Genomic DNA, 24,433 nt, shown 5'->3' with positions numbered 1-24,433 from the left:
AGGCATAAGACTTAAGATATACGAGACTAATCGCGGCTAAAACGGCTATCTGTAGGTCTTTAGCTGATAATATTTTTCCTAGAAGAGTAAAGCACTGTGATTGTAACAGAGCCACTGGTATACAAAGACGAGCTAGGCAACGCCTTCGAAGGCACGGTGAGCTGGGATGACGCCCGCAGCGAACCCAGGCCGGGGGTGATGGTCACCTCTACTTTCGTGGGACAGTCAGCCTTTGAAACGCAAAAGGCAGAGCTGCTAGCGGAACTTGGCTATGTGGGATTTGCCATTGATGTGTATGGGCAAGGAAAACGGGCGACTTCGCCAGCAGAGGCCGGGGAACTGATGGCCGTGCTCAATGAAGATAGAGAATTGCTGGCGGCGCGGATGACGCTGGCGCTAAAGACAATCAGAGAGCTGCCCCAGGTAGATACAGCTCAGGTTGCGGCAATCGGGTTTTGCTTTGGCGGAAAATGCGTGTTGGACTTAGCTCGAACTGGCGCGGATGTAAAAGGCGTGGTGAGTTTTCATGGCATCTACGATCCGCCGCCAACCGGAGCTGAGCAGATTTCAGCGGCGGTGCTGGTTTTGCACGGCTGGGAAGATCCGCTCTCGCCCCGCGAAGATACGGTAGCGCTAACCGATGAGCTGACGCAAAAAGGCGCGGACTGGCAGGTTCATATGTACGGGCACACGGCTCATGCATTTACCAATCCCAAGGCGCAGGCGAAAGCAGCGGGAATGTTCTTTGTGCCCAGAGCAGCAGAGCGGGGATGGCAGGTGATGCAGAACTTTCTGACTAGTCAGCTTTCGTGACACGCACTAGCTTCCCAAAGAGAGGAGCCTCAAATTCAACGACGCGATGAATGCGCTCTGCTAGTTCGACTTTATCGGCAGCGTCCTTAGAAACGACAATTCCGGCATGCTCTGGGGTTTCTTTATGTAGACGAATAAAATCACGCCTATTGAGCGTCAAAATAGCCCTTTTTGCTGAGTAGCAAACGCTAGCACCTCGTTATCGGGAATTTGTCGATTATCTTTACCTGCATCCTGTACTGTTTGAACATCATGGCCCAAGTTTCTTAGATGTCGTGTCGTTCTCAAAGGAAATTGCTCATCGGCATAAAAAGCACTCATGCTTTACGCCTCATTGTTATCGCATATTGCCTGTTCTATCTCCTCTAAATGATTGTCTGCATAAGCCCAGGCATTCACTAGATCGTTGGCACTAAGAGTAGGATAATCTCGCAAAATATCTACCTCACTACTCCCCAAGCCTCTAGACTGAACCAGTATCCAAACCGGAATTCGCGTACTTTTAATACAGGCATCTCCACCACACACACCCGGCGTTTTTTCTATTCCATTCCAAGTGTTAGTGATACTTTCAGATAGCAGTTCAATAATCAGAGCCTTCTCGGCTGCACTCAGTGCTAATAGCTGTGACTTCACGCTGTTTGGAATCATGGGGAAAGATATGGCAAATGGCCAATAGAGCTAACTCAGGACAGTGCATACGGCTTCTTTTACTATAGCCTTGACCATTGAACTCATTCCATTAGCGAGCAATAGAACCAGCGATAGAACCTTAGTACTTAAAAGAATTTCACCTTCAGACCGTCTTTGGGAATGGGCGTCGGGGCGATGGTGAAATCTAAGTTTTGGTCAGGCAACAGCTCCCAGCGATGATCGCGCAGCAGCTTGGCGGCAAAGATCTTCATTTCTAGACGAGCGAATTCCTTGCCTAAACACTCGCGGATGCCGCCGCCAAATGGCACGTAGCTAAACGGTTTACGCTTTTGCTCGGACTGTTCTAGATTGAATCGCTCTGGATCAAATTTCTTGGGTTGGGTATAGACGTCCGAGTCTCGATGAGTTTGTTTGATCTGGTAGAGCACCATCCATCCGGCTGGAATTTGATAGCCGCCAAACTCACAGGTTTTCAGCACTTGTCGGAAGGCACCACCAACAGGGGGCACCATCCGCAATGTCTCTTGCAATATCTGTTCTAGATAGGTCATTTGCTTGAGCGTTTCTAGCGTGAGTCTTTTGTCTTCTAGATCGCTCTGTTCTGCTTCAGCTTTTGCTCTGATCTCTGGATTTTGTGCCATTAGTAGACAAAAAGAGGTGAGCGCAGAGGTCAGTGTCTCGTGTCCAGCAAACAGCAACAGCAGTACCTGATCTTTGAGTTCTTCAACAGTGAGTGAGTTGCCGTCGTCGTCTTTAGCGGTTAGCAATAGCTCCAAGGCATCTGGGGTGGCAGGTGAGCGCGTGGATTGTTTGCGATCGCGGATCAATTTCTCCAGTGCTACTAGCAGGCGATCGCGACTCCGCTTTGCTTTGCCAAAAGCTGTCAGGGGTAGATTCACTGGCAGTGAAAACAAGCCTGCACCCCAAACTTCAAACAGATCGCCGAGTTCCGTTTCTGAAGCATTATCCAAACCGACCAGCAGCTTGCAGGCAATATCGAAGGTATAGCGGCGTAGCTGCGGATACCAAGTCAGGCTACCGTTCTGAGCTGAGGTCTGAGCCCACTGCTGAAAGTAGCGATCGCTAATAGATACCATCGTGTCGATGTAGCCTTCTAGCGCTCTTGGCTGAAAAGCTTGGGCCATCAGGCGACGACGCCCAGCATGAACGCCGCCCGTTTGCAGCGCTAGTGAAAGCGGGCCTAGTAGGGCCTCGACGCTAGGCGGCCAGGTGACGGTGATGCGATCGCCTTCTTGCCCAAACAAAAATCGAATCGCCTCTGGCCCCTTCATAAACACAGTCGGCTTATTCAGCAAGCGCGTTTTGAACAGTGGGCCGTACTTGGCGTGCTGCTTGCTAGCAAAATCAGGATCGGTGAAGAAATTGAGCGTTTTGCCGATGAAAGGAAGACCAAACTCACCGGGAGGTAGAGGGCTGCGTAGAGAATCGACCATGACTAGAGACGGTCCTCAAGCGGTTCAATATCGCCTGAGGACTGCCAAAAAACTACCTTGCTAGCTTACTGCGTTTTTCATAACCGTTGAAGGCAGTTCTTCACCCTGATATTCTCTAGTCGGGGGCTCGAATCCGCAAGAGGTGCCATCTGTATACACCACCTCATCTTCCCACGGCAGGCGATAGTTGCCGTCTACCATATCTTTCATATAGGTGTAGGGACAGTCTTGAGCGCCGCCTTTAACAGCGGTATAGCCGCGATGGCCAAACTGATAGATATTGTTCTCTACGCTCCAGTGCTGACGAGCTTCACGAACCAAATCGGGGCGGACTTCAGCGGTAATGATCTCGTCAGGCCGGTGACTGCCCATCACCAAAGGCTGACCGTCAAAGTTGACAATCATGCCCTCGCCCATAGAGTCGAAGGTGCCATCGGTGCCGCACATGCATACAGAGGCAGTGACCATCAGATTGCAGAAGGCATTGGACTGATTGGTAATTTGCCAGCTATGGCGGATAGGGGCGGTGTAGCCAGCGGTGCGAAGCATGATGTCGGCTCCTTTATAGGCGCATTCACGGGCCATTTCAGGAAACATGCCGTCATGACAGATGATTAAGGCGATTTTGCTGCCGTTGGGGCCGTTGCAGACTGGAATGCCGATGTTCCCAGGCTCCCAGGGCTCGACAGGAACCCAGGGATGAAGCTTGCGGTAATAGAGCTGGAGTTCACCTTTGTCGTCAATGATTAGACCGCTGTTGTAAGGGTTGCCATTAGGGTTAAATTCCATAATGGAAAAGCAGCCCCAGATTTGGTTTTGGATGCAGGCTTGGCGAAAGGCATCGACCTCGGGGCCGTCTAGGCGACACATGATATCTGGGTTGGTGTCCATCGACAGACCGTGTAGCGAGTATTCAGGGAAGACCACTAGGTCCATCGTGGGCATGTTGCGCCGAGCTTTGGCCACTATGTCGCAGATGACTTGGGTTTGAGCGGCAAGATCTTCTGGGGTGACAACCGTAGGAAGCTGTGCCTGCACCATACCAAGTACGACGCCGTTAGGAGATTTGTTTAGTCCGCCAAGTCCGCTCATTGTTTATCCTCTCAATATCTACTGCTGATGTTTGCAAGGTTGAAGAGAAACAACAGTGTACAGCGCGGCAGAGAGGTCGTTCTGTATTGTAGGTACGGTTAGGAGTAATTCCTAGCAGACCTTCTATAAACGAGTTTTCAAGCTCAAAGCTATTTCTTACGGCCCTAGTTCCTATGTCATCAGCAGATAGTCAAAAATCTAAGATGCTAGCAGGCGAGCTATACATTGCTAGCGATCCCGAATTGTGGGCAGCTCATTTGCGATCGCAGGATCTTCTGACTAGATTCAATATGACCGCTGCCACTGCAGAGACAGAACGCCGCACCTTGCTAACAGAATTGTTCAACGGGCTGGGTGAAGAAACCGTAATCAAGCCTTCGCTGCGCTGTGACTATGGATTCAATATCACGATCGGCAGCCGAACGTTCATCAACTACGATTGCGTTTTACTCGACTGCAACCTGATTACCATTGGTAATGAGGTTCAGGTTGCACCCGGCGTCCATATCTACACCGGAACCCATCCTTTAGAAGCAAAAATACGTCGATCGGGGCTAGAATACGCGCTGCCAGTCTCGGTCGGAGATGGGGTTTGGCTGGGTGGCAGAGCTGTTGTGTGCCCCGGCGTCAGCATTGGCGAAAATACGGTTGTAGGCGCGGGTAGCGTGGTCACGCACGATTTGCCAGCGAATGTGCTAGCTGTAGGCAGTCCATGCCGCGTCATCAGGCAGCTCTAAGCTAAATGGCTTTTCTACTGAGCACAATAGGTAAACTAGCAGGTATCAAAACGCGATCGCCCTGGCATACTATGGCCTAGTCAGGTACGTTTTGAAACATTGGAATAGTAATTGTAAACCGGGTTCCTTGAGGGATTATAGGACTACAGGTAAGCATACCTTGATGCTTGCCAACAACAATCTCATGACTAATAGACATGCCTAACCCAGTGCCTTTACCCGCAGGCTTTGTTGTAAAAAATGGATCAAAAATCTTTTCTCGCAAGACGTCTGGAATGCCAGGACCATTATCGACGATATGAATACTGACGCTGTCATCTCTAACTAGCTCAGTTTTAATAGTAATTGTCGGATTCCAGTCGCTGTCGGTACTTTTTCGAGCCTGTTCCTCAAGGGCGTCAATGGCATTGCTTAGAATGTTCATGCAGACCTGGTTCAGCTGCCCTGGATAACATTTGACTGCTGGTAAAGAGCCATAGTCCTTCACGACTGTAATATTAGGGCGCTCAGATTGAGATTTCAGTCGACTTTCTAGGATGAGTAAGGTACTGTCTATGCCTTCATGAATATCTACCGCTTTAACTTCAGCCTCATCCAATCGCGAAAAGTTGCGTAGGCTGAGCACTATGTCACGAATGCGATTCGTCCCAATCTCCATAGAGCGAATCAGCTTAGGTAGGTCTTCGGCCAGAAAATCTACATCGATAGCCTCTAATTCTGTGCAAATCTCAGGCTCTGGCTGAGGGTAGCACTGGCGATACAAACGAACTAAATTGAGCAGATCTTCTGTATATTCGTTTGCATGGATGATGTTGCCATGAATGAAATTTACGGGATTGTTGATTTCATGGGCAATGCCTGCAACTAGCTGACCTAAAGCTGATAGTTTTTCTTGCTGAATTAGCCGCACTTGGGTGAGCTGCAAATCCTGTAGGGCTTTAGACAATTTTTCGGTGCGATCAGCCACGCGCTGTTCTAACTGCTGATTGAAACTTTCAAGCGCCGTATTAGCCTCAAGTAGCTTGGCTTCTGTTTCCCTACGCAAGGTGATTTCGTTCTCTCGCAAGGCAATCTCGTCCTTCAACAGATTGTTTTTGCTCTGTAAAGTTCGAGCTAGGTTCTGTACTTGTAAGTGAATCTTAACTCTTGCTAACACTTCCTCCTGCTGAAAAGGCTTTGTTATGTAGTCAATAGCGCCCAGAGATAGTCCCTTGACCTTATTTTCAGTATCGGAGAGCGCAGTCATGAATATGACTGGAATGTCATAGGTACTCGGGTCTTCCTTGAGCCGCCGGCAGGTTTCAAAACCATCAATTCCAGGCATCATAACGTCTAATAGAATTAGCTCTGGCTTGTGATAGGCTATCTGCTCCAAAGCGCTCTCTCCATCTAGCGCAACCGCTATTCTAAAGCCCTCGTGGTTCAGCGATTCAGAAAGGACTTCTAAATTAGTTGGGTTGTCATCAACAATTAAAATATCCTGTGGCTCTGTTTCTAACAGCATTTTAAAGAATCCTTCTTTTGGTCTAATGATGTATATCTGTTTGAAAAATTTGGCACAATGACGCTAATATCGACCATCACTTCACCATAAAGATCATCTATGTCGATGGTGCTCCTGAGGTCTCTGTTGCAGCCTCAGCATCCATATATTTCTCTAAGAAATCTCGAATAGCTTTGGTCCTAAAGCCTCTTGCTAGGGAAAGCAAGTGCTGAGAAAACGCGGAGTAATTGGCTTCTTTCGCTTGAAGCTGTTCTAGAGCCTTGATCAAGTCGTTGATTAGGCCGCGTCGGGCAAACTCATAGAGCGGATCTAAGTCACTAAGCGGAGGGATGACAAAGTCTGTAGTCGACAATATCTCTGCTGGCTTTTGAGGGGACGAAGCAACCGATACGCCATCGTAATGCCATTCTAAATTCAGCAGCTTACTCAGCGCCTCTAGAAGGCTTTCGGTTTGGATGGGCTTAGGAAGAAATTCGTTTGCCCCTGCAACAAAGCTTTCATGACGATCAGAATCAAACACACTGGCAGAAGAGATAATCACCGGAATGGAGTCTAGGCTAGCTCCTTGCTGACGCAGCTCTCTCATCATTTCATAGCCATCTTTAACTGGCATAGCAACATCTGCAATAATTAGGTCTGGGTGGTGTGCGATCGCTTTATCAAGTCCCTCTTGCCCATTATGAGCCTCTAAGACTTTGAATCCAAGCGGCTGTAACAAGTTGCTCAGCACAGACAAGTTCTCCCAGTGATCGTCTACTGCGAGGATTGTTACCGAATCACCTTTATAGCCAGTAATCTTTCCTTGCGGCAGCCTTGCGGAGGCTTCCACCCAATTTGGGGCAGCCAGTAGCTCGGCATCGAACCAAAACGTACTTCCTTGCCCTAGTTCACTTTTTACTTTCAGCTCGCTATTCATCAGCTCGATGATGCTGTGCGTAATCGCTAGCCCTAGCCCTGTCCCTTCAGACTGCTTGCGGCCATCGCCCACCTGCTCAAAGGGCAAGAATATCTTCTCTACTTGTTCTGGGGTCATGCCTACGCCCGTATCTTCGATTTGGAACCGGATTCGATACAGCTGCGAGTCAGATGTGTCTTCCGCTGTTTTATCGCTTTTGATGATTAGTTTGACCAATCCTTCGTCTGTAAATTTGATAGCATTACCCAGAAGGTTGATCAGCACCTGCCGCAGCCTCTTTTCATCAGCGGCTATTCCGACTGGAACCTCACCATCGATCTCATAAGAGAAAGAAACCTGCTTTTGCTCCGCCTTAATTCGGCAGATTTCCGATACGCCCTGTAAAAAAGAAAGGAAGTGAAATTCTGTCGGGTGCAGCTCCATTTTCTGCGCTTCAATCTTGGAAAGATCTAGGATGTCATTAATCAGCATCAGTAAGTGAGAACCGCACCGATTGATGACGCCGACGCCCTTTCGCTGTTCCCCGATTAGGGTGTCAGACCGCTCTAATATTTGGGCATAGCCCAGAATGCCGTTGAGAGGAGTCCGTAATTCATGACTCATATTTGCTAAAAATTCGCTCTTTGCTCTGTTGGCAACTTCAGCAGATTCCTTAGACTCAGACAGTTCGAAAGTTCGCTGACGAACCCTTTCCTCTAGCTCTTCATTCGTTTTTGCCAGCTTATCAAAAGACTCTCTTAACTGCTGAGCCATTCGATTGAATGAATAGGCAAGTCTACCTAGCTCGTCTTGGCGAGTTACATCGACTTCCACATTCATATTGCCGTCTGCAATGCTCTCAGTCGCCTCCATCAATCTGACTATGGGATTAGAAATCTGCCTTCTTAAGATTAAAGAGATTAAAACAATCTCGACAAACAATGCAGCTACTCCCAAGAGTAGAAGGATACGCGCCGATGCGAATGCTTTTTGCTTGACTAGGGCTTTCGGATAGACCGTCACCAAATACCAGCCCGGTTCGTCGATTGTTGTCGCGGCTAGGTATTCGTCGCCCTCAGGATTGTCAATAACGACTTCACCGCTACTCCGTTGGGTAACCAGCTCAAAAATACGGCGTAAATGAGGATCTCCTGATTGAGCAATAGAGAACTGACCGTTTCCATCTTGAATTTCTTCCATCAGTTCAGGATGCACAACTAATCGTCCATCTGAACGAAAAATCATGTTGTAAGTTCCTTCTAGCGTTTCTCTTAGCGTGCGTTCTCGCAGTTCATCAATGAGAATGTCATGTCCTAACGTGGCTATATGCTCACCTTGTAAATCTACTGGTGTCACACCAGAGGCCATCCAGGCTTTAGCAACCTGGTCATAATAGATTCCAGTCCAGACTGTCTCGCGCTGTGGGTTGTGCTCTTCATCGGTGATAAAGAACGATTCGTCATCCGTCACTCGAAAGGATTCATCTGAAGGGGCATTCTCTACCCAGGGATACGTTGGCATGTAGATAACAATGCCATTTTCTGGAATTTGCATGTATGTATTGACAAAACGGTTTCGCCAGGCCGGCCCGTAGCTGCTCAGCAGATCGAAATAGGTTAAAACGCGATGCTTCATGCGGGTATCGACGTCAACGTTTTTACCCAGAAAAACGCCTGGTGTGGTTTCTAAATTAAAGCGTTCCGAGCGATTGCGAACGGTTCCATCTTCTAAAACTTCAAATAGCTGATCGAATGCCACCTCGGGAGGGTCAGTTGGATCTGAGGCTAGGCGATCAAGTAAGGACTGCTTGAGTATGATGTGGTTGTCCTCTGCTAGCGTAAAAACTGCCCTTTCTCGCAAAGCCCTTAGCTGCGTGTATTTTTCTAGCTGAGTGAGCGTTTCGGACGTAATCCGAGACATCAGCTGAAAGTATCCTATACCAGTCGAAGCAATAATCACAACGCCAATGCTAAGCGCTGTTTTGTACAGAGTTTGCCGTGTGAGTGATTTCTTGATCTCTCCACGAACGTGACTAGGTTTAGAAGAAAGTGGCTGAGCTTTCATGGTGTATCTGTCGTTCAAATCTTGTGCGTAGAGTACCCAAAGGCTGATGTCGAACAGTTTTAGTGCTTGGCTATTTTCTTCAACTCTCTAGCGGAAGACTGGGGACGTAAACCCTCTAGACAAGCCATGTGCGCTAGATAATTCTCTAATTGGGGTGTGTCAAAAGAAGGGCAGACGACGCCAGCCTCTGTAATTCTACGCTGGGTGTTTTCACAGACAAAATCGAAGGCACCTAACGATTTTCGAATGAATTGGCGATTTGAGAAGAGAGCTGCTAGAGGCATGACTGCATTTTGGGAGCCTTGCTTCTTAATTTTGAGCAGATGCCCATACCAAGATTCGTAGGAAAGTCGCTTCATCGAATAGCCTAGCCCTTCCATCAAATCCAATAGCTTAGTCCAAGTTATGGAGTGCGGATTGACGATATTCATAGCTTGACCATATGAGTCATGCTGTTGTGAGAGTTTCACAATGACTTGACTGGCATAGTCAACTGTGATGATGTTCAATAGCGCTTCTATTTCGGGTGTGCAGCCCATCTGTAGGCATCCTTGAAGCAGCTTGGGGATAAAGGAATCAACTGAGAGAATGCCTGTTTTGTAAGTTCCTAAGATATTGCTAGGGCGATAAATGGCGACGGGTAGTCCTCTTTTTCCCGCTGAAGCGACTAGCTTTTCTGCAACGTACTTACTCTGAGCGTAGCCGCTGTATAGCCGACTCACAGGGCCAATCTCATCTTGTTCACTGCCCGTGACGATATCTTTGTCAGAGGCATATACGTCTACTGTTGAAATGAAGTGAACGGGCTTAATACGATTCTGGCAAGCTAACTTCAAAATTTCTTCAGTGCCCGTTACATTCGCAGCTCTAAGCGCCTCGTAAGGGTAGACAACGTTCACCCATGCCCCACAGTGATAGATGGTGTCGATTTTTTCGGAGAGACGGAAAAACTTTTCGGTGGTTAACCCTAGGTTAGGCTGGCCTAGATCTCCAATGATTGGAATAATCCTGTCACACAAACCTTCTTCCCACAAACAATGTGCTTTGAGCTGGTTCCACAGTTTAGCCTTGCCTTCTTCAAAACTGGTTGCTCTGACTAAGCAGTGGACATCCGCTCGCGTTTTTCGCAATAGTTCGTGGAGTAGAAACACGCCTAGAAATCCGGTGGCTCCAGTCAATAGAATTTCAGGAATAGGGCCATTCAAAGCGGGCTGAGGAATAATTGTAGGGTCAAGATTGGTTTCGTTTTCTAGGTCATAGGCTAGAGACTCGGCTCCTTGGGTGTGAGCAATGGCTTCTATCCTCCTGGAAAGGCTGTCTACCGTAGGTTCCTTTAAAAAGTCACCTAGTGAAAGATTCGTCCTAAGCTTCTCGTTTATTTCGGATACTGCCTGAACCGACAGTAAGGAATTTCCTCCTAGCTCCTCAAAGGCATCGTGAATCCCTATTTTCTCTGCCTCAACTGATAAAAGTTCGCTCCAAATGTCCACGATCTTTCTTTCAGTTAGTGTCTTCGGCGCAACATAGTCTCCTAGCGCTGAGCGTGTCCATACAGGAACAGGCAATGCTCGCCGGTCAATTTTCCCGTTCGGGGTCAAGGGCAGGTGTTCTAGTGAGATAAAGGCTGAAGGAATCATATAGTCAGGCAGTTTCTGACTGAGAAAATCCCGGAGTACTCTGGCTAAAGTATTCTTAGATAGCGTGTTTTGATTATTGGCGAGAGTATTCGGAACAAAATAAGCAACAATGCGCTTGTTGCCTTGTTCACCTTCTTTTGCTTCCCTAGCGACAACAATGACCTGATTGACTGCATAGTGCTGTAGCAAGCAAGATTCAATCTCACCTAGCTCAATTCGGAACCCGCGAATTTTGACCTGATGATCAATCCGTCCTAGAAACTTTAAGTTGCCGCTGCTGTCATAGGATGCCAGATCGCCAGTCTTATAAAGGCGCGATTCGGGAGCAGCGCTAAGCGGGTTGGATAAAAACTTTTGACGAGTCAAATCGGGGCGATTGAGATATCCTCGGGCTAGCCCTGGGCTACTGATATACATTTCACCTTCATTCCCAGAGGGAACAGGATTCATATTGCTATCGAGGAGATAGATACGAGTATTTGAAATGGGCTGACCGATAGAGGGGATATCGTTCGTTCCGCGAGGCATCAAGCAAGCGGTAGAATAAGTCGTATCTTCGGATGGGCCGTACAGATTGAAAATTTTCTCAATGTGGCTCAGTCCATAGAGTTGTTGTACCAGCGCATTTTGCAAAGGCTCACCGGCTAGATTGACCGTGGTCACAGAAGGCGGTATGCAGTCTGCCTTTAAAAGTTCGTTGATTGCCGACGGCACTGTGTTGATTAAGGTGACTTCTGCTGATGGCGTTGAGCTGGATAGTTCTAGTGCATTTTGAACAACGATCACACTGCCACCGCAGCTTAGGGTAACAAACAGCTCGAAAATAGATAGATCGAAGCAAAGCGAGGTGGAGGCTAGCACCCCTTTAAGCTGCTCAGCAGTAAAAAAGCTACTAGCCCAGTCAACCAGGGCAATGACATTTCTATGCTCGATTGCTACGCCTTTTGGTCTACCGGTCGAGCCGGAGGTATAGAGGACATAGGCGAGGTTGTGATCTGCAACTAAGCCCGTTATATTCTGGTCGGATTGCTGACTGATGAGTTGTGAATCTTGATCAACAAAAACAGTTTTGGCTCTTGTTTGGGGGACGACATCTTTCAGATGGCTTTGAGTGACCAAGAAAGGAAGCTGCGCGTCTTCGATAGTTAGGGACAGTCGCGCTTGAGGATAGTTGGGATCTAATGGGATGTAGGCACCTCCCGCCTTGAGGATACCTAACAGCGTGACCACCATCTCTAACGATCGTTCGATGCATACGCCTACCAGCATCTCTGCTTTGACACCTTGCGATCGCAGATGGTGAGCTAGCTGATTTGCTCGCTGGTTTAGCTGGTGATAGGTCAAATGCCGATCTTGATAGCTAACAGCGATCGCATCGGGCGTTCTTAAGACTTGTTCCTCTATCAGCTGATGAATGGAAGGACTGTTCATAAATTGAGGCAGAGTTAATTTCATCTCGAAGGGGTAGTCAATACCAGATACAACGCTTAGCTCAAGCTTGTTCAAAAATTTCTTCCAACTCGCTTTAATCTCTTTGAATAGAAAGAGAACCTTTATGTGCGACCCTTTGAAGAGGCGGCGTAGGCGGTAAGCTGCTCAGGTTGGAGAGACGCCACCGAAGCCTTCTTCGGCGCGTTTACGTTCCACAAGCTATCTTGAAACTTTGTCCATTGAAGCAGTCGAAAGAGTTGCTGGCTTCTTCAAGAACTCAGTCTAATTACTTAGCCTAGTAGCAGAATTCAATCTAGCTGAAGTCGGTTTTTCTGTAGCGATCGGCTAGGAAAGATGAATAATTGCTTGTTTAGTCAGAGAAAGTACGGATAGCCATCAGTCGCTTTTGTAGAATGTTATAAGTCGTTCGTAGTTTTCCTATGTGCTATTACTCTGTAATTCTCGATAGGAAACAGTGCCTTTTACTAGCGCTTGACTTATATTTGATGCAAAAAACATCAAGTTTTTGAACAAATGTTACGACAAAGATTTGAGAAGTGACTATGAGAGCGTTTGCTTCTGTAACAGTACGGTTCAAGAAAGGTCAATTTGGGGGGAAATATTCGCAGCGCAAAGTAGACCATCGTCGGTGATAATCCAATAGGTTAACTTCGTCGGTCTCTATGCCCTTTGGAAGCGATTAAAGCCAGTAACTTTAAATCTATCAGACTTGAACACTTGGGCTACAGAGACGCCATGATCCATTCAAACTCTCATTAAAATCGGAAAACGGTCCGAAAGCTGCCCAGAAAAATTGTGTCGTTATCGTTGTTGTTTTCTGGATTGAGCAGCACCACGACGCCAGGAATGAGTGAGATGTTCGGACTTAGCTGATAGCGATAGAACCCTTCCAAATGCCAAGCCGCATCGTCCTCATCGGGGCCGCCGTCATTGTTCAAAACACGGTACGGCTGTCCAACTAGCAGACCGCTAAAGTTACCCCGACCGCCTAGATTAGGAAGCCCTAGGGTAACTGCCCAGTTGAACAGCGTGGCGTTGTCACCGTCGCTGGCTGCGCCGTTGTCGGCTAGAGCGCTGGCTAGGCTGAGCCCAGCCCAGCCTGATAGCGTAGCGCGATCGCCCAGTCCGACACTAGTCTGAACGCCTATGTGATTAGCAGCGGTAGCCGTGTTACCACCGAAGGGCGCATTGGCCAAGCGGCTGCCGGTGCCCGCCGTTACAGCGACTTCTCCTGCCGGATAGAAAGAGCGGGCGTAGAGTAGACCCAAACGGACACGCTCAACGGGTCGGTAGTCCAACTGGGTTAGGGCTGTGTACCCGCCACCGAATAGGCCAATGGATGGGTCCGATGCGCCGCCACGGGCCAGATAGCCAGCAGAGAGGGCTAGTTTGTCGTTGAAGTCGTAGATGCCGGTGATGCCAGTGCCGAGTGCGCCTTGGTAGTAGATGGGGTTGAATCGGCCAAAGCGCGTGACGGCTCCAGAGGTGGGGTTAGCAAAGCCAGGGTTGAAGGTATCAGAAAGATTGGCCTGGTAGGCTCCTCGGGTGGCGTCAATCTGTAGACTGAGGCGATCGCCCACCGGAAATCGATAGAACAGCTTGCCAATATCAACACCAGCACTGGTAGGGCGATCGAATGATAGCCGGGTCATGTTAGTGCCGGTAACGGGCGCGTTGAGGCGAACCGGCTCTAGTTGATCTAGACGGATTTTGAGCAGGTCTTGACCTGTAAAGCTGGTGTCAAAATTCAGTCGGATTCGACTACCAAAATTCAGATCACTAGATAGATCGCCGCCGCTGCCATCCGCCTTCTCGTCGCCTAGCGTCTGTTCTAGAGAGAAAACAGCTTCCCCTCGCAGCCGAGTCGTGACTGAAAACTGATTTTCTGCTAGGTCTGCTACATCAGTTTCTAGCTGCGTCACGCGGTTCTCAAGGTCTGCTAATTCTTGATTAAATGAGTCCCGTAGCCGCTGGACGGTTGCTAGATCTCCTGCGGATAGGCCAGTCATCTCCGTTATGAAAGAGAGACAGTCTTGTAGCAGGGCAGCAAATTCGTAGCGGGTGATGGTGCGATCGCCCCGAAAAGTGCTGTCAGGATAGCCCGTTACACAGCCGTAGTCTTCTACTAGCCGCTTAAGCGCGAGATAGGCCCAATCCGATGGCGAAACGTCAGAGAGTTCTTCGACCGTAACCGCAGCTATGGGTGGCGCGGACTGTAGCGGAGCAGTCGGAGTAATATCATCAGCAGAATTCTCTGACCGAATCAGGTAAGCGGATTCAAGTCTCGGATCAGAAAGACTTGTTGGAGAGGCAGCCATCTGCTCGATAACTGTCTCCGTCGGCTTAGTTTCGACCATACCTGAAGAGGCTAGGGCTGGCGAGGACAATAACCCTGCTGATGCCGTGATCGCGAGCATACTAATTAGGCTAGCCGGATTCAGCTCGTCACTTTGGTATCTTGCGTTTGATCTTTCCCTTGACTTATCCACACCGCGTACCGCACAAACAGTACACAGCATCCTATCCACACTCTACCGTCCTGATCAAAAGACACTCTGTCACGTTAAGCGCCAATAGACTTTTACATCAACTTCGAGAATGCTATAGCTTTCCGCACTTTGCTTACTACATCACGAAAGGCTATAGCCTTTGTCATACAACGCGAAAGCGCACCAAGACAATTATACGTAGGCTATAGCCTTCGGCATGGCTTCGCTAGTGCCTTCTCGAAGAGTATACGTCCACGCAGTGCTATACATGCCAGTCTCAAACCAAGAATAATTTACAACACACAGCCTTTCTCCGCTTGTTTCGCATAGGCAATCAAGTGCTTATCCATAACGCTGTGAGAATTGATGAACTTTCTGACGATTGCTGAAGCATTGTCGTAGTACAGCGCGAGGTGTCCAAGACCATGTAGCCCACTCTCTACGCAGGCAATATTGTCTAGTGAAAGCGTATACTTCATTACCTCAGCTAAGGCAGAGTAGATTGTATTCTTCTTTGGCGTTTGTTCACAGTATGTGAGGGGAGTAATGTCCCAAATCATGTAGCAGAAGTGATTTAGCTCGTTGCCTGCTTCTGATAGGTGACCTAGTGCCTCCACGCATCTCTCGTTTAGACAGTTTGCAAAGAAAGACTTAAGCGCACGGATAGCTGCAACTCTCTTCTCGATGGCAACGGGGCCGTCGCGCAGGACAAGCGCTAAGTTAGAGCAGCTATTGTTGAAAATGTAGCCTACGCCCATCCCAAGCTGCCAATCTGAATAAGTAGAGAGATCGGTTTCGTAGTTTTCTAGCAGTCGGCGGACGAACTCAACAATCTCTTCACCTGTCAAATCCGGTTCAATCAGTCCGTAATCGAATCGCCAATCGCCTGCTGATTCATCTCTATCAAAAAGAAATTCAACGAATTTTTGGTACTGATTTGTCATAGCGCTTGGTTGTTTAGCAGGGAAGAAAGTTATAAGACAGATAGATTTGTGTACTTGTTTGGTATGTACAGCACTGATTCAAGTGTTTAGTGGATGTCAAACAAGTTCGACAGTCCTATTATGTATGAAAAAAGTCAGAACCATAGTACCCGGATAGGTACTGTATTTGTCTGCCTAGGAACAACAAAGCTGTCTATGTAAGTCTGTGCTTGCGAAAGCGTCTTCTCGATCGAGGCGTCTTCTCGATCGAGGCGTCTTCTCGATCTTGGTGAAATGCTATGCCCAGTGATCTCAAGCAGAGATGGCGTAGATTGTAAGGATTCTCTGTCAAATCAATGACTAGATGATTGACAGGCTGAAAACAAAGGCGATAGGGTAAGTGCTACGGCTCTAGAGACGTTTGTTGTGTCAGCTTCCCGCTTGATTGGCAAATGGACTAGCAGCCCACCCGCCCCGAAAAATTTAAGTCGCTGACGATGACTGTTGGTACCAGTCGCCGTCAGCTAGCCCCCAAGACTGTCTAGTCAGTTGTGGAGGTTGTGGATCATCATGCCACAGCCACTCCAGCTTTTGCGATGTCTTTTAGCAAGTTGGGGTGGCTTAATTTTTCGCGGGGCTTTCTTCCACCGCTCATTTCTGACGATCTCAATTGATCCTCATTGATGGGCAGTCCCTAAACACAACTGGAGAAAACCCGTGAAATCCACAACCTTCCTTGCAGATCACCCTGCCATTGGCGACCTGCAATCGACTGCTACGCTGTCAAACCTACAGACCTCACCGCTGCCGCAGCTCACCCCTGCCAGCAGCGCACCGGGTGAATCGATCCGTCACATCCTACTTGGCAAACCAGAGGCCATCCGCCAAACCATCCATCTATTGCACAGCCTGCACTACAGCGAAACCATACTGTGGAGCCCAGTGCTGACCATCGAAGAAGCGCTGATGATTACGCCCGCCCAAGGAGAAGCGATGAGCTTGCTGAGAAAGCTACTTTAGGTTTTTTGGCGCGATCCACTTCTATCAGTAGCTAGCACTCTCAAGTACGTGTTTAGCGAAAACATATCTGTTACAGAACAGATGGTAACCGAACCCTGAGCGTAGTCGTTGGCGTAGCCTTCTCGCAGAGTAGGGTGGCCGGTGGGTTGTGGCTAACTCCTTCGGAGACGCTTCGCGAACGACTACGCTCAGTCAGCATGAAGTCTGCGTGCTCCTTAGAACGCTAAAGGGGGAGGGACTTGGAATCCTTCTCCCTTCGCCGTCGGGAGAAGGGAGAAGGATGAGGGGCCGCGATCGCCTGCATCTCACTGTTTCTCTTTCGTGTATGGAATGCCCAGAGCAGCGGGCGGTGTGGCTTTGCCCGCCAGACCTGCAAGGGCGGCTAAGGCAGTCAGATAGGGGAGCATGGCCAATAGCTGATAAGGGATATCGAGGCCGTATGCCTGGATGCGGAGCTGTAGCGCTTCGGTCGTGCCAAACAACAAACAGGCTAGGGTGGTGGCAACAGGATGCCAGCGGCCAAAAATGAGCGCAGCGAGGGCAATAAAGCCTTTGCCGGCGCTCATGTTTTCAGTAAAAAATCCAACGTGAACTAAGGTGAGATAAGCACCTGCCAATCCGCAAAGCCCGCCACAGAAAATAACGCTACAATATCGAACGCGGCTAACCGAGACGCCAGCAGTGTCAGCAGCTCGCGGGGCGTTGCCAACGGCGCGTAAAGAAAGTCCCCAGTGGGTGTGAAAGAGGGCGTAGGTCGTCAGCGGCAGCAATAACAACAACAGATAGAAGAGCGGATCTTGTTGAAAGAATACGCCCACAATCGGCAACTGCTGAAACCCCGGAATATTGAGCGGCGCGATCGCCGGTAGCGCGACCGTTCCAGTTTCAAACAAAAGTCTGGCACCGTAGGTAGTGAGCCCGGCGGCGGTGAGGTTGATTGCTAGCCCTGACACCAACTGATTGACGCCCAAGCTAACGCAAAGATAGGCGTGTAAAAGCCCCACCATCGCCCCCGCGACTAAGGCAACGCCTACCGCTGGCCAAACCTGATCGAGCGCGATCGCAGTGGCCGCACCGGCAAAAGCACCCGTCAAAATCATCCCTTCTAGGCCAATATTGAGAACGCCTGATCGCTCTGAAATCAGTCCACCTAGCGCCGCAAAGGCAAGTGGAACGCTAAGCCGCAGGCAGGCCGATAGAAAGTCAGAGATAAAGTCGATAGGTGTCATAACAGTGTCATAGCATAGAAGGCTAAAAGGGTTTCGCAGACAGGGTATTCAAGTTTGTTGTTCTTTGGTTGATTTGGCAGAGAACAGGCTGACTCTGCTCTGAGTGTCTAAAGTGAGGCTGATTGCCACAAATAGAACGATCAGACCTTGGATGGCGTAGATAATAGAAACTGGAACAGAAGCATTGCGCTGCATGACACTGGCACCGCTGCGAATAGCGCCAAAGAAAAACGAGGTAAGAATCACAGCCGCAGGATTGCCGCGACTGAGTAGGGCGATCGCCAGCGCATCAAATCCATAACCCGGCGAAAAATTCTCAAACAGCCGCCGCTTCAGCCCCAGGACTTCACTGCTGCCCGCTAACCCGGCTAGGCCGCCTGAAATCGCCATGACGCTCAATATAGTCCTATTCGTAGAAATGCCCGCATAGCGAGCGGCAATCGGATTTTGGCCAACGGCATCTACCCGGTAGCCCCACGGCGTGATTGCAAAGGCCACCGTCAGCAGAATCGCGATCGCCAGTCCCAGAAAAATACCCGCGTGCGCCTGCGTCTTTGGCAAAATCGTCGGCAGGCGAGCCGAGACAGCCACTAGCTCAGAAAAGGGACTCGGCGCGTTTTCGGCCTTCAGCGGGCCATTGACGAAATAGCTGATCAGGTACTGGGCCACGTAGTTTAGTAGCAGGGTGGTGAGCACTTCGTTGAGCCCGCGAGCGACTTTGAGATAGCCTGCGATCGCCCCCCAGGCAGCGCCAAAGCCAAACCCGCCGAGCAGCGCTAGCGGTAGATGTATCCACACGGGCCAGCCCGGCAGGGCCAGCCCGACTAGCAAACTACCCAAGCCGCCCATATATAGCTGACCCTCTGCGCCCAGATTAAACTGTCCAGCCCTCAGGGCCACCAAAACGCCCAAACTAGCCAGCAGCAGCGGTGTCGTTTTGGCCAGCGTATCGGCAAAGCCAAAGTAGGTGGTGAGCGCCTGACGAAATAGGGCGCTGTAGGCCGCAATCGGGCTGGCCCCGGCGACCAGCATCAGCATCGCCCCCACTAGCAGCGCAGCTAAAACTGCCAGCATCGGTGGATAGGCCGCTCGCAGCGCAGTTTTTGATTGGTGCATTAGTCGGTACGTCAGTGAACGCGACGGATTCTGTTGTAATTTGCGCTCAGGCGGGTTTACCGGCGGGCTCATTAGCGGACTCCTGAAGCGTTTCACTAGGGTAGTTTTGCGGAGAAGAAGAAGAAGACTGCCCCGCCATCAGTAGGCCAATGCGCTCCAGGGTAGCCGCATTGGGATCGAGCACATCGACGAGCTGACCGCGATAGATCACGCCCAGGCGATCGCTCATCGCCATCACGTCTTCTAGCTCGGTTGAAATATACAAGATGGCCGCGCCTTTAGCTCGCTGCGATCGCAAACTCTGCTGAACAGCGGCGGTCGCGCCGATGTCTAGTCCTCTCGTTGGCTGCATCGCGATAATCAGCGCTGGCTCGCCCGCTAGCTCTCTGGCCAGAATTATCTTTTGCTGATTGCCCCCAGAGAGCTGGCCAGCTTTGAGCAGCGGGCTGCTAGCTCGAATGTCAAAAGCGTCAATCGCCTGCTTGGCATGAGCTGTAATCTTTTTGTTGTCAAGTATCCACCGCCGACAGAAAGGCAGTTTAGAGAAAGCTTTGAGCACGAGATTTCGAGCAATCGAAAAGCTCAAGATCAGTCCCTGCTTTTGCCGATCTTCTGGGATGTAGGCTACAGATTTTGGCTTGGTTTTAGTTGAGGCCGGAGAAATGATCTCAATGGTGCCTTTTTGAATGGGAAGCAGATGGGCGATCGCGTCGGCTAGTTCTCGCTGTCCATTGCCATCCACCCCAGCAATGCCAAAGATTTCGCCTGCGCGGATCTGCAAAGACAGCCCTCGCAGCGCCGCCACCTGACGATGCTCAGCGTTGACCCACAGATCTCGGATATCCAAGACAACATCACCCACCGGCTGAGGTGAAGATTGGGTATTAATCTCAACGGCTCTATCCACCATTAGCTGTGCCAGCTCGGCCCGATTCGTTCTGTTCGTTGGCACAGAAGCAACAACTTGCCCCCGCCGCAGAATAGTCACCTCGCTACAGACATCCATAATCTCGTCTAGCTTGTGGCTAATAAAAATAATAGTGTGATTACGAGCAGCGAGCTGCTTTAAGACGGTTAGAAACGACTGAATCTCGGTCGGCGAGAGTACGGCTGTCGGTTCGTCCAAGATCAAGATCCGAGCCTGACGGCAAAGCACTTTGAGAATCTCTACTCGCTGTTGAATGCCGACTGGCAGCGTGCTGACCAAGGCCATCGGCGGCACTTCTAAGCCGTAGGTTTTTCCGAGCTGGGCGATCGCGTCAGACTGTTCTTTGAGGTTCAGCCGGAGCCTGCTAGCAGCTTTGTTTAATCCGCTCTGTTTGGACTGTCCTAAGATGATATTTTCTACCACTGTTAGCTGTTTTACCAGCATAAAGTGCTGATGGATCATGCCGATGCCGTGGCGAATCGCATCCGCAGGCGACTCAATTTGTATCTGCTCTCCGGCTAGAGAAATCTCTCCTGAATCTGGCTGATACAGCCCAGAAAGAATGTTCATCAGCGTGGATTTGCCCGCTCCATTTTCACCAAGCAAGCCGTGGATAGAGCCTTCGCGAACGGTCAGATTAATATTGTCGTTGGCGGCGATCGCCCCAAACCGCTTCGTAATTGCCGTCAGGCGCAGATCGCCACCCATAGAAACTCCTAAACCTCTTTTGGCGTCGATTTTCGGTACCGATTTCTTATGACGTCACCACTTTGACAGACGCCTTACCGTTTTCTTCAGTATCTTCAAACGTCAGCTTGTCCGCGATCATATCAGCCGCGATCGCATCTACTTTCTCTCTGACTTCGGCGGGCACCACCTCATTAAAAGTGCCAAACCTGACTAATTCAGGGCTCTCTAGGCCAATGACATATTTCTTCCCTTCAATTTCGCCCGTGGCAGATAGAGCCGCGACTTCTGTAATCGCACCGCCAATATCTTGAATGGCGCTGGTCAAAATCGCATCAGGGGCTAGCTCGAACTGATCGACATTGTTGCCGATGGCATAGATACCCGCTTCTTCGCAGGCTTGTAGAACCGCTGGCGCTGAATTATCTAAGTTGTGAAAAATGACGTCAACACCGCTCGCAATTAGCGCCAGTGCCGATTCCTTTGCCTTGGCAATATCGTTAAAATCTCCGACAAAGCTGACGACGACTTCAGCCTCCGGGTCCATCGCCTTGGCCCCCAGATCCATCGCTACGCTCTGCTGCTGCGTAGACTTGAATTCCATCCCCGCGAGATAGGCCAGCTTTTTAGTTTGACTCATCGCCGCACCAATCATGCCGCTCAGATACAGCATTTGATTGTAGTTCGTCCGTACGCAGGCATAGTTGTCGCCGGCAATATCGCCATTGACCCCTAGAAAGAAAGTCTCTGGAAAATCAAGCGCTACCTGCTCAATGGCGGCGTCAAACTGACCGCCATGGCCGACCACTAGACCATATCCCTGCCGAGCAAAATCGGCTAGGGCTTCTGTTTGATCGGCGTTGGCTACCTGTTCAACATAGGCAACCTCGATGCCAAGCTGATCGCCTGTACGCTTTACACCCTCGTAGCCAAGCTGATTCCAGCCGCCGTCTGTAATCGTGCCAGGTAGTGCGATCGCCAGTCCTTTCGCTTCCGAGTCTGTCGCCGCGCCTGCCTCCGCAGTAGCGTCTTCTACGTCTGTATCAGCCACAGCGCAAGCCTTAAGCAAAATGCTGCTGAGCGTAGCGGCAGCGCCATAGCCTAAAAATCGGCGGCGGTCAAAGCGGTTCCCCATCGGTACACCTTCCAGTAGACTTTCCAGTTCACTGTATAGGATAGGCAAATCTGGGAATGCGATTCGGTGCCTAAGTTTACTAAACCGCCTAAGACTAAAACGCTTAAGTACCGGATCACTAAAGTATCAAAACGCTCAAGTGCTGGAACGCTTGAGTGCTGAAACGCTCAACTATTGCTGTCTATTATGTTTCTCTATGCCTAAGCCAACTGCAAATCGGACCATTGAACATCTTCGCCACGCTAACCAAATTGCCATTCGCGCTCAGCGCTTTGGACATCATCCTTTTGGCGCGATTTTGGTTGCACCCGATCATCAGACCGTGCTGCTAACGCAAGGTAATGTCGATACTGTGAATCATGCTGAATCTGTTCTAGTCAGAACCGCTGTGACTAACTTCAGCGCTCAGTACCTGTGGGACTGCACGCTTTACACAACAATCGAACCTTGCGCCATGTGCGCGGCAACGCAATATTGGGCAAACATTGGACAGTTAGTGTATGGACTTGACGAAGCAAGACTGTTGGAAATCACGGGGAATAACGCTGAGAATCCGACCTTGAATCTACCCTGCCGAGAAGTCTTCGGTCGAGGTCAAAAGCAAATGACGGTCATAGGGCCAGTGGCTGAGGTTGAAGCCGAAATAGCAGCGGTTCACCAGCGCTTTTGGCAGACCGTTCGATAGTTGTCAGCTTGATAGCTTCGAGTTCAGCAGTCCTTACTTCTGTTGGCTATCTAGCTGCTTTTTCGCAACTACTCGGGCCTAATACTTCATGTTAGTGAGCATTCCCTAGCATCATACGACGACGCCCTCTTCGCACCGCTAATATGGCACTTTGCACTATAGAACAGGGGTGTAGCATTTTTGTATAAAGTACGAAGAGCTGTGATTTTTAACCGTGCCCTTTTCGTAGCTTCTTACTTAGTCGTTGACTTCATAGCTAACTTCATAAGCATATTATGATTTAGGTATATTAGGCTATGGTCTATTCTAAAGACAAACAGATACGGCAAAAAGCTGCCTTTGAGTTTCTTCAACCACTACCACCTACCGTAAAAGATATGAATGGACTTAATTGTTTACGTTTGCGTAGAATGATTTTCTACTTGTGTAGTTGCGTGTAGCTGTCGCAGTCTAAAACTGCTATCAATGCATAGCCAATAAGGGTAGTAACTCTGCATCAAAATAGCGTAGCCATGCGATCGAACTACGCAAATGGTAAATTAAGTTAAGTATTTCTATCCTGAGAGAAACCTAATGCAGGAATTGTAGAGTAAATGACTAACATTTCTTTTCGCGAAGAAAGAGGAAGGTTAAGGATTAATCTTACTATCCCTTTTCTATCGTGCATTGGTTATCTATTTTTAAGTGTCATAGTTTTGTTTCCTCTTCTGTTTTTCTTCTTGGGGGGATTATCATTTCTGATAGCACCTATATTTATAGTAATTGGAGAATTTCCTGTCGATTCAGCCATAGACGATCTACCTATTCTACTTCGCTGTATTACGTACTTTGCTCTAGGTGCTATTTTCTCTTACTTAGGCGCTCTGGGAATTTCTGGTGTTTTTGGTAGTACTCGCGGTCTTATACTCCGAAGGACAAGAGAATCACTAGAAATTAATGCGGCAACTCTTACAGTGTGTTGGTCAGAGCTCAAAAATAACAGAATAGTCGATCACAGACGCTGCAGACAGGTGAGACATATTACGAAGGTAATGCCCAGGACTAACAGTAAAACGAGTTCATCAGCTTCTTACGGATCGCATCAATATGATGTCCATACTGTGGAAATTTGCTACGGGAGGAAATACTCGACTACAGAATTCGGTAGGCTATCTGGCCTATCCTACGAAGATGCACGTGTTATTTCTGGAACAGTTAATTTGTTTCTCAAGAATATTGAGTGAGTTTCACGATGTTGAGAGTGATTTGTATACCTTCTTGGAAGAAAGCACAGGCTATGTAGAGATGTGCAAGACTCACATGTTTAAACCCTTGTCCGGGATACGGCGTAATAATGTATCCGGCCTGAGATGGTAACACAATAGTCCAACCGCTTATGTAGTAGGCATTTAGACATACGAAGAGAAGAAAAAATAAGCTGGTTCCGCGAACATATCCTATCGAATATATTGTCGGCATTAACCAACCTATCTTTGTCGTGTGCCGCCAGATTACGTGAAATCCTCCTAGGAGCAGGCCCAGGATGGTGCCGATTTGGGAGAAGGGGTAGAGTGTGATCGCGCAGACAAGATCAGGCACTGCACTGAGAAAACCATCTAGCATCACCAAAGGCCGACTAGAGAGCACCGCATAGTGCTGAAAGTTTTGCTTTGACTCGTGATGAACCCGGCAGTGAAGTCGGCCTAGGGCGTGCTCTGGCACATGATAGATGAAGGTAGAAGCCGCATCGCCCACTAAGAGAAACAAGGCAATTGTGAGCATTGCCTTTGTAGCTGTGATCAAAAGGAATAGCAAGACAAACATCCTTTGCCATCTGTTCTAATCGAAGGAATATCGCACGAGTATTGAGCCAAGCCTAAATCAACAATAAGAACAGGTTAAAATCTGTTCAAGATTTGAGAAAAACCCTGTCTTTTCTG

At 49.1% G+C, this 24,433-nt stretch carries 17 protein-coding genes and 1 pseudogene; 4 read left to right on the top strand and 14 right to left on the bottom strand.

What is annotated here, in order from left to right; all coding sequences use genetic code 11:
- The first annotated feature begins 96 nt into the window (after positions 1 to 96).
- Positions 97 to 813, top strand: a complete 717-nt coding sequence (locus IQ256_RS06405; RefSeq protein ID WP_193854713.1) for a dienelactone hydrolase family protein — start codon at positions 97 to 99, stop codon at positions 811 to 813.
- Here IQ256_RS06405 and IQ256_RS30305 read toward each other — a convergent pair.
- From IQ256_RS30305 to IQ256_RS06385, 4 genes and pseudogenes are all read right to left on the bottom strand, one after another.
- Positions 797 to 1,134 (bottom strand): annotated as a pseudogene (locus IQ256_RS30305) (DUF5615 family PIN-like protein). The gene IQ256_RS06405 and the pseudogene IQ256_RS30305 overlap by 17 nt on opposite strands.
- A 3-nt stretch (positions 1,135 to 1,137) precedes the next feature.
- Positions 1,138 to 1,464, bottom strand: coding sequence for a DUF433 domain-containing protein (locus IQ256_RS06395; RefSeq protein WP_193854712.1), 327 nt, complete (start codon positions 1,462 to 1,464; stop codon positions 1,138 to 1,140).
- 128 nt (positions 1,465 to 1,592) lie between these two features.
- Entirely contained in the window at positions 1,593 to 2,921 is a 1,329-nt protein-coding gene (locus IQ256_RS06390; RefSeq protein WP_193854711.1) for a cytochrome P450, read from the bottom strand.
- Between the two features lie 60 nt (positions 2,922 to 2,981).
- Positions 2,982 to 4,013 (bottom strand): formamidase, encoded by a 1,032-nt coding sequence (locus IQ256_RS06385; protein ID WP_193854710.1) that lies wholly within the window; start codon positions 4,011 to 4,013, stop codon positions 2,982 to 2,984.
- A gap of 173 nt (positions 4,014 to 4,186) precedes the next feature.
- Here IQ256_RS06385 and IQ256_RS06380 point away from each other — a divergent pair, with 173 nt between their 5' ends.
- Positions 4,187 to 4,750 carry a sugar O-acetyltransferase gene (locus tag IQ256_RS06380; protein ID WP_193854709.1) on the top strand — a complete coding sequence of 188 codons (564 nt, stop codon included), beginning with the start codon at positions 4,187 to 4,189 and terminating at the stop codon, positions 4,748 to 4,750.
- Positions 4,751 to 4,826: 76 nt separating this feature from the next.
- Here the strand turns inward: IQ256_RS06380 and IQ256_RS06375 are convergent, their stop codons facing one another.
- The 5 genes from IQ256_RS06375 to IQ256_RS06355 form a co-directional block, all read right to left on the bottom strand.
- Positions 4,827 to 6,254: a response regulator gene (locus IQ256_RS06375; RefSeq protein WP_193854708.1), complete on the bottom strand. Its 1,428-nt coding sequence runs from the start codon at positions 6,252 to 6,254 to the stop codon at positions 4,827 to 4,829.
- Positions 6,255 to 6,351: 97 nt separating this feature from the next.
- The gene (locus IQ256_RS06370) at positions 6,352 to 9,213 is read right to left on the bottom strand and encodes a hybrid sensor histidine kinase/response regulator (RefSeq protein ID WP_193854707.1); all 2,862 of its coding nucleotides are present in this window, start codon (positions 9,211 to 9,213) and stop codon (positions 6,352 to 6,354) included.
- Positions 9,214 to 9,272: 59 nt separating this feature from the next.
- Positions 9,273 to 12,281 carry an amino acid adenylation domain-containing protein gene (locus tag IQ256_RS06365; protein ID WP_193854706.1) on the bottom strand — a complete coding sequence of 1,003 codons (3,009 nt, stop codon included), beginning with the start codon at positions 12,279 to 12,281 and terminating at the stop codon, positions 9,273 to 9,275.
- A gap of 776 nt (positions 12,282 to 13,057) precedes the next feature.
- The gene (locus tag IQ256_RS06360) at positions 13,058 to 14,719 is read right to left on the bottom strand and encodes an iron uptake porin (RefSeq protein WP_193854705.1); all 1,662 of its coding nucleotides are present in this window, start codon (positions 14,717 to 14,719) and stop codon (positions 13,058 to 13,060) included.
- A gap of 365 nt (positions 14,720 to 15,084) precedes the next feature.
- The gene (locus IQ256_RS06355) at positions 15,085 to 15,735 is read right to left on the bottom strand and encodes a hypothetical protein (protein WP_193854704.1); all 651 of its coding nucleotides are present in this window, start codon (positions 15,733 to 15,735) and stop codon (positions 15,085 to 15,087) included.
- 696 nt (positions 15,736 to 16,431) lie between these two features.
- Here IQ256_RS06355 and IQ256_RS06350 point away from each other — a divergent pair.
- Positions 16,432 to 16,734, top strand: a complete 303-nt coding sequence (locus tag IQ256_RS06350) for a hypothetical protein (protein WP_370623358.1) — start codon at positions 16,432 to 16,434, stop codon at positions 16,732 to 16,734.
- A gap of 305 nt (positions 16,735 to 17,039) precedes the next feature.
- Here the strand turns inward: IQ256_RS06350 and IQ256_RS06345 are convergent, their stop codons facing one another.
- The 4 genes from IQ256_RS06345 to IQ256_RS06330 are packed head-to-tail and all read right to left on the bottom strand — an operon-like array spanning position 17,040 to position 21,829.
- On the bottom strand, positions 17,040 to 17,963 hold the full coding sequence (locus IQ256_RS06345; protein ID WP_193854703.1) for an ABC transporter permease: 924 nt from the start codon (positions 17,961 to 17,963) through the stop codon (positions 17,040 to 17,042).
- 48 nt (positions 17,964 to 18,011) lie between these two features.
- A complete protein-coding gene (locus IQ256_RS06340; RefSeq protein ID WP_228024626.1) occupies positions 18,012 to 19,151 on the bottom strand; it encodes an ABC transporter permease in 1,140 nt (379 codons plus the stop codon).
- A complete protein-coding gene (locus tag IQ256_RS06335; RefSeq protein WP_193854702.1) occupies positions 19,126 to 20,715 on the bottom strand; it encodes an ABC transporter ATP-binding protein in 1,590 nt (529 codons plus the stop codon). Before IQ256_RS06335 ends, IQ256_RS06340 begins: the two co-directional genes overlap by 26 nt.
- 46 nt (positions 20,716 to 20,761) lie before the next feature.
- On the bottom strand, positions 20,762 to 21,829 hold the full coding sequence (locus tag IQ256_RS06330) for a BMP family protein (protein WP_193854701.1): 1,068 nt from the start codon (positions 21,827 to 21,829) through the stop codon (positions 20,762 to 20,764).
- A 196-nt stretch (positions 21,830 to 22,025) separates the two neighbouring features.
- Between IQ256_RS06330 and IQ256_RS06325 the strand changes: the two genes are divergently transcribed.
- Positions 22,026 to 22,514 (top strand): nucleoside deaminase, encoded by a 489-nt coding sequence (locus IQ256_RS06325; protein WP_193854700.1) that lies wholly within the window; start codon positions 22,026 to 22,028, stop codon positions 22,512 to 22,514.
- Positions 22,515 to 23,720: 1,206 nt separating this feature from the next.
- Here the strand turns inward: IQ256_RS06325 and IQ256_RS06320 are convergent.
- Positions 23,721 to 24,275 (bottom strand): hypothetical protein, encoded by a 555-nt coding sequence (locus IQ256_RS06320; protein WP_193854699.1) that lies wholly within the window; start codon positions 24,273 to 24,275, stop codon positions 23,721 to 23,723.
- Positions 24,276 to 24,433 lie beyond the last annotated feature (158 nt).

It is taken from the genome of cf. Phormidesmis sp. LEGE 11477 (assembly GCF_015207105.1).
Lineage (GTDB): Bacteria > Cyanobacteriota > Cyanobacteriia > Phormidesmidales > Phormidesmidaceae > Phormidesmis.
Note: the sequence above shows the minus strand (reverse complement) of the source record. Positions and strands in the feature narration are given on the sequence as shown.

Coding starts and splice junctions, on each gene's coding strand:
- IQ256_RS06395 (WP_193854712.1), bottom strand. CDS start 1,464: ATGATTCCAAACAGCGTGAAGTCACAGCTATTAGCACTGAGTGCAGCC.
- IQ256_RS06390 (WP_193854711.1), bottom strand. CDS start 2,921: ATGGTCGATTCTCTACGCAGCCCTCTACCTCCCGGTGAGTTTGGTCTT.
- IQ256_RS06385 (WP_193854710.1), bottom strand. CDS start 4,013: ATGAGCGGACTTGGCGGACTAAACAAATCTCCTAACGGCGTCGTACTT.
- IQ256_RS06380 (WP_193854709.1), top strand. CDS start 4,187: ATGTCATCAGCAGATAGTCAAAAATCTAAGATGCTAGCAGGCGAGCTA.
- IQ256_RS06375 (WP_193854708.1), bottom strand. CDS start 6,254: ATGCTGTTAGAAACAGAGCCACAGGATATTTTAATTGTTGATGACAAC.
- IQ256_RS06370 (WP_193854707.1), bottom strand. CDS start 9,213: ATGAAAGCTCAGCCACTTTCTTCTAAACCTAGTCACGTTCGTGGAGAG.
- IQ256_RS06365 (WP_193854706.1), bottom strand. CDS start 12,281: ATGAACAGTCCTTCCATTCATCAGCTGATAGAGGAACAAGTCTTAAGA.
- IQ256_RS06360 (WP_193854705.1), bottom strand. CDS start 14,719: ATGCTCGCGATCACGGCATCAGCAGGGTTATTGTCCTCGCCAGCCCTA.
- IQ256_RS06355 (WP_193854704.1), bottom strand. CDS start 15,735: ATGACAAATCAGTACCAAAAATTCGTTGAATTTCTTTTTGATAGAGAT.
- IQ256_RS06345 (WP_193854703.1), bottom strand. CDS start 17,963: ATGACACCTATCGACTTTATCTCTGACTTTCTATCGGCCTGCCTGCGG.
- IQ256_RS06340 (WP_228024626.1), bottom strand. CDS start 19,151: ATGAGCCCGCCGGTAAACCCGCCTGAGCGCAAATTACAACAGAATCCG.
- IQ256_RS06335 (WP_193854702.1), bottom strand. CDS start 20,715: ATGGGTGGCGATCTGCGCCTGACGGCAATTACGAAGCGGTTTGGGGCG.
- IQ256_RS06330 (WP_193854701.1), bottom strand. CDS start 21,829: ATGGGGAACCGCTTTGACCGCCGCCGATTTTTAGGCTATGGCGCTGCC.
- IQ256_RS06325 (WP_193854700.1), top strand. CDS start 22,026: ATGCCTAAGCCAACTGCAAATCGGACCATTGAACATCTTCGCCACGCT.
- IQ256_RS06320 (WP_193854699.1), bottom strand. CDS start 24,275: ATGCTCACAATTGCCTTGTTTCTCTTAGTGGGCGATGCGGCTTCTACC.